This is a genomic window from Nocardia sp. NBC_01009, assembly GCF_045208035.1.
Lineage (GTDB): Bacteria > Actinomycetota > Actinomycetes > Mycobacteriales > Mycobacteriaceae > Nocardia.
This window is the reverse complement of record NZ_CP108695.1, coordinates 3,549,995-3,563,621: the sequence shown is the minus strand read 5'-3', so window position 1 is coordinate 3,563,621 and position 13,627 is coordinate 3,549,995. Positions and strand designations below refer to the sequence as shown.

General features: G+C 67.6%; 12 protein-coding genes. 7 read left to right on the top strand and 5 right to left on the bottom strand.

Going from position 1 to position 13,627, the window contains the following annotated elements:
* The first annotated feature begins 213 nt into the window (after positions 1-213).
* Genes OHA42_RS15930 through OHA42_RS15920 form a run of 3 tightly spaced genes read left to right on the top strand, consistent with a single transcriptional unit; the run spans position 214 to position 1,890 of the window.
* On the top strand, positions 214-855 hold the full coding sequence (locus OHA42_RS15930; RefSeq protein ID WP_406237901.1) for a hypothetical protein: 642 nt from the start codon (positions 214-216) through the stop codon (positions 853-855).
* Positions 845-1,414 carry a DUF6529 family protein gene (locus tag OHA42_RS15925; RefSeq protein ID WP_406237899.1) on the top strand — a complete coding sequence of 190 codons (570 nt, stop codon included), beginning with the start codon at positions 845-847 and terminating at the stop codon, positions 1,412-1,414. The genes OHA42_RS15930 and OHA42_RS15925 overlap by 11 nt, the downstream gene beginning before the upstream one ends.
* Before the next feature lie 14 nt (positions 1,415-1,428).
* Entirely contained in the window at positions 1,429-1,890 is a 462-nt protein-coding gene (locus OHA42_RS15920; RefSeq protein ID WP_406237897.1) for a ubiquinol-cytochrome c reductase iron-sulfur subunit, read from the top strand.
* 8 nt (positions 1,891-1,898) lie between these two features.
* On the opposite strand, the gene OHA42_RS15915 is transcribed toward OHA42_RS15920, so the two are convergent.
* Together OHA42_RS15915 and OHA42_RS15910 are read right to left on the bottom strand one after the other, a co-directional pair.
* Complete coding sequence (locus tag OHA42_RS15915) at positions 1,899-2,366, bottom strand: VOC family protein (RefSeq protein ID WP_406237895.1); 468 nt, start codon at positions 2,364-2,366, stop codon at positions 1,899-1,901.
* Positions 2,367-2,476: 110 nt separating this feature from the next.
* On the bottom strand, positions 2,477-3,367 hold the full coding sequence (locus tag OHA42_RS15910; protein WP_406239395.1) for a hypothetical protein: 891 nt from the start codon (positions 3,365-3,367) through the stop codon (positions 2,477-2,479).
* Between the two features lie 203 nt (positions 3,368-3,570).
* Here OHA42_RS15910 and lspA point away from each other — a divergent pair, with 203 nt between their 5' ends.
* Genes lspA through OHA42_RS15895 form a run of 3 tightly spaced genes read left to right on the top strand, consistent with a single transcriptional unit; the run spans position 3,571 to position 5,826 of the window.
* Positions 3,571-4,233, top strand: a complete 663-nt coding sequence (gene lspA / locus OHA42_RS15905; protein ID WP_406239393.1) for a signal peptidase II — start codon at positions 3,571-3,573, stop codon at positions 4,231-4,233.
* Complete coding sequence (locus OHA42_RS15900; RefSeq protein WP_406237893.1) at positions 4,230-5,156, top strand: RluA family pseudouridine synthase; 927 nt, start codon at positions 4,230-4,232, stop codon at positions 5,154-5,156. Before lspA ends, OHA42_RS15900 begins: the two co-directional genes overlap by 4 nt.
* On the top strand, positions 5,149-5,826 hold the full coding sequence (locus OHA42_RS15895; RefSeq protein ID WP_406237891.1) for a hypothetical protein: 678 nt from the start codon (positions 5,149-5,151) through the stop codon (positions 5,824-5,826). The genes OHA42_RS15900 and OHA42_RS15895 overlap by 8 nt, the downstream gene beginning before the upstream one ends.
* A 67-nt stretch (positions 5,827-5,893) precedes the next feature.
* Here OHA42_RS15895 and OHA42_RS15890 read toward each other — a convergent pair whose 3' ends face one another.
* Both OHA42_RS15890 and OHA42_RS15885 read right to left on the bottom strand, forming a co-directional pair.
* Entirely contained in the window at positions 5,894-6,712 is an 819-nt protein-coding gene (locus OHA42_RS15890; RefSeq protein WP_328411439.1) for a PhzF family phenazine biosynthesis protein, read from the bottom strand.
* 63 nt (positions 6,713-6,775) lie between these two features.
* On the bottom strand, positions 6,776-9,214 hold the full coding sequence (locus OHA42_RS15885) for an HAD-IC family P-type ATPase (protein WP_406237889.1): 2,439 nt from the start codon (positions 9,212-9,214) through the stop codon (positions 6,776-6,778).
* Between the two features lie 33 nt (positions 9,215-9,247).
* Here OHA42_RS15885 and rarD point away from each other — a divergent pair, with 33 nt between their 5' ends.
* The gene (gene rarD, locus OHA42_RS15880) at positions 9,248-10,180 is read left to right on the top strand and encodes an EamA family transporter RarD (RefSeq protein ID WP_406237887.1); all 933 of its coding nucleotides are present in this window, start codon (positions 9,248-9,250) and stop codon (positions 10,178-10,180) included.
* 146 nt (positions 10,181-10,326) lie between these two features.
* On the opposite strand, the gene OHA42_RS15875 is transcribed toward rarD, so the two are convergent.
* Positions 10,327-13,593, bottom strand: coding sequence for an arabinosyltransferase domain-containing protein (locus OHA42_RS15875; RefSeq protein WP_406237885.1), 3,267 nt, complete (start codon positions 13,591-13,593; stop codon positions 10,327-10,329).
* Positions 13,594-13,627: the final 34 nt, after the last annotated feature.

Genomic DNA, 13,627 nt, shown 5'->3' with positions numbered 1-13,627 from the left:
GCGTACCGCACGCACGGCGCACCGATTGCTTTCCAGCCTCCTGACCAGCAAACGCGCAAGCATGACACGCCGATCGACGGGTGCCGTGAATGTCGGTTTGAACCGCTCGGGTGGTCTACCACGTAGACAATGCGAGACAGCGGTACCGGCGCGGCGTGCGGTTCGGGGATCGCTTCGGCCGGTCTTTCGACGGCCGCGCATCGAGGAGACCCTATGAAACGTCTGGGACCATTGCTCACCCTCGGGGCGGTGGCCGGGTTGGCCGCTGTCCTGCTCGTCGTCAATATGTCCAAGGAGACCGAGCCGACGCAGGCGAAGCCGAATTCGGTCACCACGACGCAGGCCCCACCGGCTACCGGCGCGCCCACGGCAACACCGTTCCCGGCGAAGGCCGATTACGTCGGCACGATTCCGCTGCAGGCCGGTGGCGCCATCACCCTCTCGATCGCGGTGCAGGGCAGCAAAGCGACCGCATACGCGTGCGACGGCAACACGATCGAGTCCTGGCTGCAGGGCAGCGCTGCGAACGGATCGTTGCAGTTGACCGGCAAGAACGACGCCCGGCTCGACGGCAGCTTCGACGGCAAGGCCGTGCACGGGACGCTGTGGCTCGGCGGCCAGCAGTGGGGCTTCACCGCGGCACCGGTGCAACCGCCCGCGGGGCTGTATGTCTACAACGACGGCGGCCAGCGCGAGAGCTGGATCGTCGACGCGAACGGCGGCGTCACCGGAGTGCGGCGGGCGGCCGACGGTTCCACCGCACCCGCCCCGGCCCTCACGGCCGACGCGACGGCAATCGTCAACGGCAAGAAGATAACTGCGAGCAAGGTCAGTGGTGGTGACAGTGTCGGCTGATCGAGAAGCCCCGACCGTGCGGATCCGGCCGAGCGCAGCGGCGGCGATCGTCGTCCCGCTGCTGATCGGCGCGGCCGTCGCGACAGCGCTCGGTGTGTACGGGAAAGTGCATGACCCACGGTTCTTTTCGGTCAATGTGGCCGGATTCTCCAGCCCGATGGCGGTGAAGACCTGGCTCGCCACGCTCGCGACCGCCTTGGCGCTGTTCCAATTCGCTTCCGCGCTGAGCATGTACGGCAAGATCCGCGGCTTCGCGCCATCCTGGATCGGCGTGGCCCACGTCTGGTCGGGCCGGCTTGCCGTGCTCGCGAGCGTGCCGGTCGCGGTGCACTGCCTGTACGCCCTGGGGTTTCAGGACTATCAGACCCGGGTGCTGCTGCACTCGCTGTTCGGCTGCTTCTTCTATGGCGCCTTCGTCGTCAAGATGCTGCTGCTGACCAGAAAGGGCCTGCCCGGCTGGGTGATTCCGGTTGCGGGCGGCCTGACGCTCAGCGGCCTGGTCGGCATCTGGCTCACCTCGGCACTGTGGTTCTTCCAGCACAACGGCATCACCTTCTGACAGGAGATCGACCCATGACGATCGACGAATTCGTCCTCCGGCGACGCACAGTGGTGGCCGGCGCGGGCGCGGTGGCCGCCGCGGCCGCGCTCACCGCGTGCAGCACCTACGGCAAGAGCGAATCCGCGGCGGCACCCGCGTCGCAACCCGCCACCGCAGCGGCACCCGGCCCGAATGCCGCTGCGGGGCAACCCAACCCGAATGCCATCACCAATACTGCCGATGTCCCGGTCGGTGGCGGCGTGATCAGCGGCGACACCGTGGTGACGCAGCCGAGCGCAGGCACCTTCGTCGGCCTTTCCTCGGTCTGCACGCATGCGGGCTGCAAGGTGGCCGACGTCTCCGGCGGTACCATCAACTGCGCCTGCCACGGCAGCAAGTTCGGCCTGGACGGCTCGGTGGTGAACGGGCCCGCGACCCAACCCCTCGCCGCTAAGAACGTTCGCGTCGAGGGCGATTCGGTGGTGCTGGGGTAGGCCGCCGGTCAGGAAGTGCCGAACATTTCGGCCATACGCCTGTCCATCTCCTCCGGCGGGACATCCTCGATATGGGTGGCCACCGTCCAGCGGTGCCCCCACGGGTCTTCGAACGAGCCGCTGCGGTCACCGTAGAACTGGTCGGCCATAGGGGTGAGCTGCTTGGCACCGGCGGCGAGGGCGGCGGTATAGGCGGCGTCGGCGTCGGCGACGTAGACGTGGAGATTGACCGGAGTTCCGCCGACGGTCTTCGGGTCGAGGAAACCCATATCGGGAGCGGGATCCCCGAGCATGACGACCGAACTGCCGAACATCAGTTCACAATGCGCGATCTTGCCGTCCGGACCGGGCATGCGCATCCGCTCCGATGCGCCGAAAATCTGTTTGTAGAAATCGATGGCCGCCGCAGCGCCGTCGATAGCCAATCCGGGCGAGACCACCGGATATCCATCGGGAACGGGTTTGACATCGGACATGATTGACCTCCGGTAGAAGGCGATGTGTCGGACACGCCGAGCCTATTACCGGCCACGGGCAAAAATGCCCGATCCCACCGATCTAGGCATCAGGCCCGCGATTCATCGGCTCATTCCGTCCACGACACCTGCGTATTGATGGTCTGCTGCAACATGCTGGCGCTGCGCGCGTCACGGTAGGCCTGATGCCCGCCCACGGTGATGCAACCCGATACCGGCAGCGGCAGCCCCAGGTCGACAGTGATCGTTCCGGTGCCCTGCATGACGTAGTCCTGGATGTCGAGCGTCCCCGCGTTATTGGGCATCATCCACACCGACGTCTGCGGCTGCTGCGTCACCTCGAGCTCGATGGTCAGCCGGTCGCCCTCGCGTTTGGTAAGCGTTGCCGTGGTCACCTGGTCGAGCGCGACGCCGCCGGTCACCTCTTGGCGGACCGTCCACACCGCACCCTCGCCGACCGGCTGGTCGGGGAACGCGATCGAGCGGTAGACCGCTTGATAGAAAGCCTGCTCGAGGGCGGCTCTCGCGGCATTCGAGGTATCCGGCGATGGCTCCAGGCGCAATGCGGTGATCGCGCCGAGCTCGCTCATGTCGAAACCCGCGTGGGAACCATCCGCGGCCGTCAGTGCCTTGGCGAGCGACGGGTCCGGGCTCGTGATGGTGCCGAGGGTGAGGTCGACGCCGTCACTACCCGCCCGTGCGGTCATCGGGATGGTCAGCGCGGGCGTGGAGAAATCGCGCGACGGCTGATCGTTGATCTGCTGCGCGATGCGGTAGTCGGTGCGCAAGGTCACTTGCTGCGCGGTGCCTGCCTGGTAGCTGGGGCGCAGCAGGGCGCGCGGCTCGCTGCCCGGCGAGACGACCGTGGTGACCGCCACCGAGATCGGCACCGTCACTTCCTTACCGATTCCGAGCGGCTCGGTGCCGTCGGATTCGTTGCGCGCCTCGGTCCCATCGCTGCAACCGACACCGAACGCCGAAAGCCCGAGCGCAAGCACCATCAGCAGCACACCCGAGCGCGCGGCCCGAGGGGCGTGGGGGGAAGACAACACCGTCACGAGGATCAGAGTACGACCGCTTCCTGAGTGTCAGCTGGGACATGCAGGAGACCGCGTGCAACAGGGCCATCCTTGCTCGAGAGATGATGGTCGTCGTGAGTGACGACCGGCCGACCGAGGAAGACCCCACTGGCGACAGCGCGCAGGTGGCTCGAAAGGGCACTGCCGACCAGGCGGCGCCACCGACAGAACCAACGCCATCGACTCCCGAGCTATCGACCGAGGCCGCAGCGGTCGCACCGTTGCGATTGCGGACCCTGCTGATCATCGCGGCGGTGCTGCTCGGGCTGGATCTGCTCACCAAGACGATCGCGGTCGCCCAGCTGGAACCCGGCGAGCCGGTGTCGATCATCGGCGATTTCGCCCGTCTGTCGCTGGTGCGCAATCCAGGCGCGGCGTTCTCCATGGCCACCGGCATGACCTGGTTGCTGACGCTGGTCGCTGCGTGCGTGGTGATCGGGGTGATCCGCATCGGGCGCACGCTGCGCTCGCTGTGGTGGGCGATCGGGCTCGGCATGGTGCTCGGCGGCGCGCTCGGCAACCTGGTCGACCGAGTATTCCGGGCACCGGGCCCGCTGCAGGGGCACGTGGTCGATTTCGTCGCGATCGGCTGGTGGCCGGTCTTCAATGTGGCCGATTCCGCGATCGTGTGCGGCGCCATCCTGCTGGTGGTGCTGACGGTGTTCGGGTTCGAACCCGACGGCAGTCGGACCGGTCGCGGTGGCGACACCGCGACCGAAGGGGACGTGCCGGACGGCAGCGATTCCGAGAGCAAGCCGAAGAACACCGGACAGGAGAACGCGGCATGAGGGAAACCAGAACCATGCCGGTGCCCGACGGGCTCGACGGTATGCGCGTCGATGCGGGGCTCTCACGGCTGCTCGGCCTGTCGCGCACCGCGGTGGCCGCCATGGCCGAGGAGGGCTCCGTGCAGCTCGACGGCATCGCCGCGGGCAAGTCCGATCGACTCGTCGGCGGCGCCTGGCTGGAGGTCGAGTTCCCGGAACCGAAGCGGGAATTGACGATCGAGGCCGAAGTCGTGGAGGGCATGACCATTCTGTACGCCGACGACGACATCGTCGCGGTGGACAAGCCGGTCGGCGTCGCCGCCCATCCCGGGGTCGGCTGGCACGGGCCGACGGTCGTCGGCGGACTCGCCGCGGCCGGTTACCGCATCTCCACTTCCGGCGCACACGAACGCCAGGGCATCGTGCACCGGCTCGACGTCGGCACCTCCGGGGTGATGGTGGTCGCGCAATCCGAGCGGGCATACACGGTGCTCAAGCGCGCCTTCAAGCAGCGCACCATCGATAAGCGGTATCACGCCCTTGTGCAGGGACATCCGGATCCGAGCAGCGGCACCATCGACGCCCCCATCGGCAGGGCCCGCGGCAACGACTGGAAATTCGCGGTCACCGCCGACGGCCGCCCGAGCATCACCCACTACGACACCGTCGAGGCGTTCCAAGCGGCCAGCCTGCTCGACATCCACCTGGAGACCGGCCGTACCCACCAGATCCGGGTGCACTTCTCTGCGATCCGGCACCCTTGCTGCGGTGACCTGACCTACGGCGCCGACCCGCGCCTCGCCGGACGCCTCGGCCTGGAACGCCAGTGGCTGCATGCCCGCGCGCTCGGCTTCAATCACCCCGCCGACGGCCGGTATCTGGAGATCACCAGCGAGTACCCGGCGGACTTGAAGAACGCGCTCGACATCCTGCGCAATGCCTGACCCCGACTCTCGGTTCCACCCCTGGCGCGCTCTCGCCGTCGTCGCGGCGGCCGTCGGCCTGGTCGCGGTCATGGCGGTGCTCGGCGCGCTGCGGCCGCCGGTTCCCTCCGGCGTCGCCACCGATCGGCTCGGCCCCGAACGGGGCGAGCCGGTCGCGGAATACCTTGCCCGTGCCCATGACTCGCTCACGGGCACGGATACCGACGAGCACTGGGCCCTGGTGTCGTTCACCGAAACACTGACCCCCGAACAGATTCCGGCCCACAGCGGCGGACTCCGCATCGCCCAGGTGATCCATCAGGTCCAGATTCCCCGCGTCCACACCCCGATGGTCGCCGTCGCGGTCCCGGCGGGCGACGCGGTGGCCGTCGCTTCGGCCGACAACGCGGCCTGGCAGCTGCTCGCGCCACCGGTCTCCGACGAACGCTCCGCCCACCTTGTCGCGCTCTCGGCGGCCCGCCTCCGTGCACACTGCGCATGCACCGTCGGCCTCGTCGTCCGCGGCCGACTCCCCCACCTCCGAGACCTTTCCGTCCAGAACGGAATCCGCGCCGTCCAGGCCCTCCCGCCGGACGCCGTATCCGGCAGCTTCGCCGTTGTCCCGCTGCTGCCGGACCAGCACGATGTCGTACTGCCCGGCCCGGACGACGGCCCGCTCCCCGAACGATGACGACGCAGTGTCGGCGGCCGGCCGGTGCCTGCTGAAGCCGTCTACGCAACCAGGGATCTCATGCCGCTCAGTCCGGTATCGTCACCACGCCGTCGAGGTAGCGGCGGCAACGGCCGATGAGCAGCACACGGTTGCCGACGAGCTCGCAGCGCATGCTGCCGCCGCGATGGGATAATTGGCGGGCGGTGAGCTCGGTGCGGCCGAGTTCGCGGGTCCACAGCGGAACCAGCTGGGCGTGTGCCGATCCGGTGACCGGGTCCTCGATCACTCCGAGATCCGGTCCGAAGACCCGGGACACGATATCGGAGGACTCACCGCGGGCGGTGATGACCGCGTCGAATGCCAGCGGCGGGAAGGCCGCGAAGTTCGGATGGGCGTCGCGCACTTCCTGTTCGGAGCCGAGGACGATCACCTCGTCGAATCCGGTGAACGCGCGCACCGGGCGCACACCGAGTGCGTCGATCAGCACCGGATCGGGCTCTATCTCCCTGGATTCGAGCGCGGGCAGATCGAGCACGTATTCGTCGTCGTCGGTCCGGTCGACATGTAGCCAGCCGCTGCGAGTGAAGAAGCTCACCCGGTCTTCACCGGGGTGGATGTCTTCGAGAACCTGAGCCGCCGCTGCCATGGTGGCGTGGCCGCACATGTTCACTTCGAGGGTGGGGGTGAACCAGCGTAGGTGGAATACGGGCCACTCCCCGGGGCGCGCGCCGGCGTCCGGGGGTAACTGCGCGGTATAGAAGGCAGTTTCGGCGAGGTTGTTCTCCTCGGCCAGATTTTGCAGCAGCGCATCCGGCAGCCACGCCGACAGCGGCATGACCGCGGCTGGGTTGCCCGAGAACGGTGCGTCAGCGAACGCGTCGATCTGGTGCAGCAGTACCTCCATATTCGAGAAGGTACTCCAACACCGAATGCTCGCCTCGCACAAGGTATCTCGCGGCGCGGCGAGTCAGATGTCCAGTTGTCGGGCGCCGCCGCTGGGGGTAGCGGGAAGCAGTTGGCCCCGCTGTCCCTGCAGTGCCGCACTGATCCACCAGGCGGCTTCGACGAGCGCGACACCGATGGCGCCACAGATGATTGCCGCGGTGGTGAGCCGGATGTTCGAGGGGTCGAGCTTGAAGAAGTGGCGGGTGAACGGAACGGTGAACAGGAACAGGTACGCCACCACCGACGCCGTGATGAGCACGATCTTCCACCACACGTACGGCCGCGCCACGATGGCCAGCACCCACACCGCGATCATGATGAGCGTGATCAGCGCCGTGGTGCCCGCCTGCTCCTTCTGCTGCTCGCTCGCATGCGGTCCGGCATAGGCGATCAGGTAGGACACGAAGGTCGCGATGCCGATCACCACGCCGGAGGGAATGGCCAGCCGCAGCACCCGAGGAACGAAGCCGGTGCGGGCCCGCTCGTTGTTCGGCGCCAGCGACAGAATGAACGCCGGGATACCGATGGTGAACCAGGCCGCGATCGTGACGTGCCGAGGCAGGAACGGATACGGGATCGGCGCATAGTCGAAGATCTGCGAACCCACCCCGGCGAGCCCGACGAGGAAGGCGAGCAACACCGCGTACACGGTCTTGGTGAGGAACAGGTTCGACACCCGCTCGATGTTGCCGATGACCCGACGACCCTCGCCCACCACGTACGGCAGCGTCGCGAATTTGTTGTCCAGCAACACGATCTGTGCGACCGCGCGAGTCGCGGGGCTACCCGCCCCCATCGCGACGCCGATATCGGAATCCTTCAGCGCGAGTACGTCGTTCACGCCGTCACCGGTCATGGCGACGGTGTGACCGCGAGACTGCAAGGCGCCCACCATGGCTCGCTTCTGGTCCGGACGCACCCGGCCGAAAGTGGTTTCGCGTTCCAAGATGTCGGCGAGCTCGTCGCGGCCATCGGGCAATTCGCGGGCATCGACCGCGTGGTCGCCGCCGGGGAGGTCGAGCGAGGAGGCCACCGCGCCCACCGACACCGCGTTGTCGCCGGAGATCACCTTGATCGAGACGTCCTGGCCGGCAAAGTATTCGAGCGTCTCGCGGGCGTCGGGCCGGATCTTCTGTTCGAGCACCACAAGCGCGGCGGGTGTCACAACGCCCGGCGCGTCGGGAGCGTCGACGACGCGGTCGCTGCGTGCCAGCAGCAGGATCCGCAGGCCGGAGGAGCCGAGCTCCTCGGCGACCCTGGCATCGTCGGATGTCGGGTCGAGCAGCACATCGGGAGCGCCGAGCAGCCAGTCGCCGTGTTCGCCGTAGGAGTACCCGCTCCACTTCTTCGCCGAGGAGAACGGGGCGACCGCGGTGTGCTGCCAGCCGGGACCGGCGGGCAGTTCTTCGCCGATCGCCTGCACGCTCGCGTTCGGGCGCGGATCGTCGGCGGCCAGGGCGGCCAGCGCCTTGCGCACCTCGGCGTCGTCGGCGTCGTCGAGCACCTTGATGTCCGACAGCCGCATCCCGTTCTCGGTCAGCGTGCCGGTCTTGTCGGCGCACACCACATCCACCCTGGCCAGACCCTCGATCGCAGGCAGCTCCTGCACCAGACACTTGCGCCGACCGAGCCGGACCACGCCGACCGCGAAGGCGACCGAGGTCATCAGCACCAGACCCTCCGGCACCATCGGCACCAACGCCGCGACCATGCCGCTGACCGCGGGCCGCCAGCTCTCCTTGCTGGAGAACAGCTGGTTGTAAATGCTCAGCAGGCCCGCGGGGATCAGCAGATAGGTGATGACCTTCAGAATCGTGTCGATGCCGCTGCGCAGCTCGGATTTCACCAGGGTGAACTTGCTCGCCTCCTCGGCCAGCTTCGCCGCATAGGCGTCGCGACCGACCTTGGTCGCGCGGTAGGCGCCGCTGCCGGACACCACGTAGCTGCCCGACATCACCTGCGCGCCGATCCTCTTGTCCACCGGGTCCGCTTCACCGGTGAGCAGCGATTCGTCGACCTCGAGCTGCGCGGACTCCTCGACGGTGCCGTCGACCACGATCTGGTCGCCGGGCCCGAGCTCGATCAGATCGTCCAGCACCACCTCGCGCGGCGCGAGTTCCAACGACTTGCCGTCGCGACGCACCGTCGGTTTGGCCTGGCTGACGATGGCCAACTGGTCCAGGGTCCGCTTGGCGCGGATCTCCTGGATGATGCCGACCGCGCTGTTGGCGACGATCAGCAGGCCGAACATGCCGTCGATGATCGACCCGGTGGCCAGGATCAGGATGAACAGCACACCGAGAATGGCGTTGATCCTGGTGAAGACGTTGGCCCTGACGATCTCGCGCACCGATCGGCTGGCCCGGTCCGGGACGTCGTTGGTCAGTCCGTCGATGCGACGTTGCTCGACCTCCGCCGTGGTCAGTCCGGTGGCGCCCGTTGCCTGCACGGTTATCGACATGACCGCAAGGCTACCGAGAACTACGGTCGTAGCGTGCAGCGAAGCAGGTCGGTCCCAGGTGTTGTGTTCGGCGCAGGCGCGTTTCTCATCTGGGGCCTGTTCCCCGCCTTCTTCGGGCTGCTCGGGTTTGCCGGTCCGGCCGAGGTGGTCGCACAGCGGATCCTGTGGACGCTGATCCTGGTCGTCGGCGTGCTCGTGGTCAACGGCCGGCTGCGCGAGATGCGCGGGATCGACGCGAAGACCTGGCGGCTGGCCGCGGTGGCCTCGACAGCGCTGTCGCTCAACTGGGGTGTGTACGTGTACGGGGTCACCTCGGGGCACGTGGTGGAGTGCGCGCTCGGCTACTTCATCAACCCGCTGGTGACCGTGGCATTCGGCGTGCTCATCTTCCGGGAGCGGCTGGCCCGGGCCCAATGGGCCGCGCTCGGTCTCGGCGCGCTCGCGGTCGCGGTGCTGACCGTCGACTACGGCAGGCCGCCGGTCATCGCGCTCGCGCTGGCCTGTTCGTTCGCGATCTACGGATTGGTGAAGAAGGTGATCGCGCTCGACGCGCTGCGCGGCATCGCCGCCGAGGGGCTGGTCGCCGCGCCGTTCGCGCTCGCGTTCGCCGTCGTGCTGATGGTGTCGGGTCGCAGCGAATTCGGTTCCGGTGCGGGCCATACCGCGCTGATGGTGTCCACCGGTCCGGTCACCCTCGTTCCGCTCCTGTTGTTCGCCGTTGCCGCGCAGCGCGTTCCGCTGTCCACCATGGGCCTGCTCCAGTACCTCACTCCGGCGCTCCAGATGGCCTGGGGCGTCGCCGTCGCCCACGAACCCATGCCGGCATCCCGGTGGGCCGGCTTCGCGCTGATCTGGGCGGCCCTGGCCATTTTCACCACCGATGCACTGCGCCGCGCCCGCAACGGCAGGCGAAATCCGAAGGCCGGCGCCACGACGCCCGAACCGACCCACACACCCGATGCGTAGCGCAGCTATCCGACAGTCATTCGTACACCGGTGAAGCGCCTTTCCGCCGGCAATCTCCGCACATTGCGGTCTCGGCCCACAGCAGCCGGCAAGCGCGCTCCATCAACTATGCGTACCTTCCGGTCGGTTTTTGGCGTCTGGAGTGCTCAGTAGTCGGTGATGATGTGCCCGGGGGTCCAGAGTCCGGAGTGGTCTTGTTCGGTGATCGTGGGCCGTGCCGGGTCCGCGCTCGCATCGAGCCTGCTGAACTGCTGGAGTTCGCCCCAGTCACGACGCCAGTCGTTGTTCAGGTAGGTGGCCAGGCTGCGTGAGCGCAGCAGCATGTCGGTCCAGCCGAGGGGGCCACCGCCGTCGTGGCTCTGCCATAGACTGGTGATTTCGGCGCCGGGGCGGTCGGGCAGGATGCGGTAGGCCGGGATTTCGGCAATGCCGTTGTGGTGGTCGTAGGGGCGCTGGTTCGGAAACTGAAGTCCGACCATCCAATCGGTCAGCACCGGGGGCTTCGAGCCGACGACCTCGTCGAGCGTCTTGGTCTGCGGCACCCGCGGCGGGGTCAGCGCCAGCCACTGTTTCGGGTTGCGGTCGCGATCGACAGCGACAATCCGGATCACGTCGGCGCGATCCGGGATCTCGGTGAACGGCACCCGCAAGTTCCGCCACGACGGCGCGGGACCGATATCAATCGGGGTGACTCGGCCCATGGATTGCGCGGTCGTCGCGGAATCGGTGGCACCGTACTCGATTTCGAGCGACTGACCCGGCGTGACGATGCCGTCGGCATCGACGGACCTGATGCGCCCTGCCGCGCTCAGCGCGATGATGCTCGCGCGATCGCCGGGGTCGGGCAGGCGATACCAGCCGGTGGTCAGGTCGGCGGGCCCGGCGTCGCCGGAGCGATAGGTGCCCAGCATCGGCGTGGTGGCCGGGTCGAGACCGAACGGCAGGGTGGCGCTTGCGGTTCCCGCGGTGTTCTCGGTGGCCGACTTGCTGCTGAGTGCGTCCGCGATACTGCCGGAGGAACTCGCTTCATCGTCGGGGCGTAGGTCCTCGGCAACCCCGGTGCCGCTGAATCCGGTTCCGCTGCCCGACAACGTGCTGATCGCGTCGCCGATCAGCGGCCGCAGCATGCCCACGTTCGGGTCGGTCTCGACCAACACCTGGCCCGCCAGGCCCGACGTATCCCCGGACACCGCAGCGATATTCGAGCGCGCCAGCGAGAACGCCGGATACTGGGCGAGGGCCGCCTTGGCGAACGAGCCGACGTCCCAGACCACGAGCAGCGCCAGCGCGATGGTCAGCGGCGGGAGCAACGAAACACGCCAGCCGAATCGCGAAATCCGGTGCGGCGTACCGGGTTCCGGAGCATGAATGTGCCACCACGCGGACCCGACGAGCAGCAGGACCGTGGCGACGAGGAACAGCTTGTTGAGCCCGAATCCGGCGACGACGGGCGGCTTGTCCCACCACGGAATGCCGTAAGACGAGACGTACCACCATTTGTTGGGACCGGAGAACACCAGCGCGAGCACGAATGCGATCAAGGCGGCGAACAGGGCACGGTTGCGCGGCGCACGCAGCACCCGCGGGCCGACCGCCATGGCCGTGACCATCGCGACGGCTCCGGCCACCCCCGCGTACACGCCGAAATGATGAGTCCACTTGGTGGGCGTGACCATGACAAGAAGCAGCGCGCCGACGGTGACACCGAGAATGCGCCGCGTCGGGCCCGCCGCGGTCTGCGGAATCCGACCGCCCTTGCGCAGCACCATGAGCACGCACACGGCCAGTCCGACGAACATCGCGAAGACGCCGATCCTGCGGCCGACCGAACCGTCGGTCTCGCCTTGAAATAGGTACTGATAGCGCAGATAGTCGTCGAACCACTGCACATCCGGGCCGACGATGTGATGCACGCGCTTCATCTCGAACATCGCCGCGAGCGGCTGATCGGCGAACATCACCGCCAGCGCGACGGCACCTGCCGCAAGCAGCGGTGCGAGCAAGATCGCGTACTCGATAACCCGCTCGCGCACCGAGCGCTGATTACCGATGCGGGCCATGATGATTCGCGCAACCGGTCGCAACCCCGCGAGCAGCGCGGCGATACAAATGACGCCGGAAGGCCCTGCCGTGCAACTGAATGCCGCGACCGAGATCGCCAGCCCGGCGGGCAGCAACCGCCGAGTCCCGATGGCACGCTCGACAAGACACCAGGTGAGCAGCAGCCCGAGTGCCACCGGCGGTTCAGGGCGCAGGCCGTTGTCGTAGGCCAACCAGATGGTCAGAAAGCCGAGCGCCCCGGTCCACATCGCGATCCGGTTGTGCCGCACCGCAACTCCGAGCCGGGGTGCCACCTCACGGCTGAGCAGCAGCCACATCGACACACCACAGAGCAAGGCGGGCAGCCGCACCCACGGGCTTGCGGTGCTCACCTCGGTCATGAGCCGAATCAAGTCGTAATACGGTGTCCCGACCGGATTTTCGGGCACTCCGAAGTACGCGAAATAGTTGGCCATGTAGCCCGCGACACCGGACGCACGCGCCATGCCGAACTGGTATCCGTCGTCGGAGGTGGTGGAACCGATGAAGTACCACAGCACCATCGTTCCGAGCACCACGCCGTCGAGCAGGGAGAACGTCCACCAGCGCTGCGGAAGGCCCTGCCGAGTGCGCCTGCCGTCACGGCGATCGAGCCGGTATAGCGCGACCAGCGAAACAAGGGTGCACAGCACGGCGAGCCAGATCGCCGCTCGCTTGATCGGAGTGGGTGTCGAGGAGAATCTGGTGTCGAGCGCCGCGGTGACACGGGCACCGTCGGCACTGGCCAGATCGCTGAAGATGCCGACCAGCTGCGGTCGATAGTCGCCATTGAGCACGACGGGGAAGCCTGGTGCTTCGAATCCCACCAGGGTGGCGGTCGCGCTGGTGGTGTCGGCATGCACGGTGAGCTCGCAACCGGGGATCAGTTCGTCGACCGGAACGCTGAGCAGCGCCTGGTTTCGCAGCACAACGTCGAGTCGAGCGGCCGTGTCGCCGCGGGGCGGCTGCACCCGCGCGACGAACCCGTACCGCTCGAGATTCGGCGCTCCTGCCGGTCCGGTGGCAGCGAGCACCCCACCTTTCGCACTGAGCTGGTTGATCGCCGTGCAGGGCAGGGTGGCATCGAAAGTCAGTGGCGCATAGGAGACCAGCGGGGCTTCGATGCTGCGTGCGGATCCGGCTTGCGGCCAGGTCAGCGTCGCTGCGTCCACGCAAACCGGCAGCAATGGCACGGCGACCGCGAACAGCGCGCCGAGCAAACCGGCAATCAGTGCGAGCGGCCCGGCCCATCCCCCGCGTCTGTTCGGTTGTGCCGTCCCGGATTCGGATGCCTCGACGGGCGGCTGCCCCGCCCACACCATCGTGTCAGCCACGGTGCCCGATAGTAGCGGAATAGTTTGCCTGCGA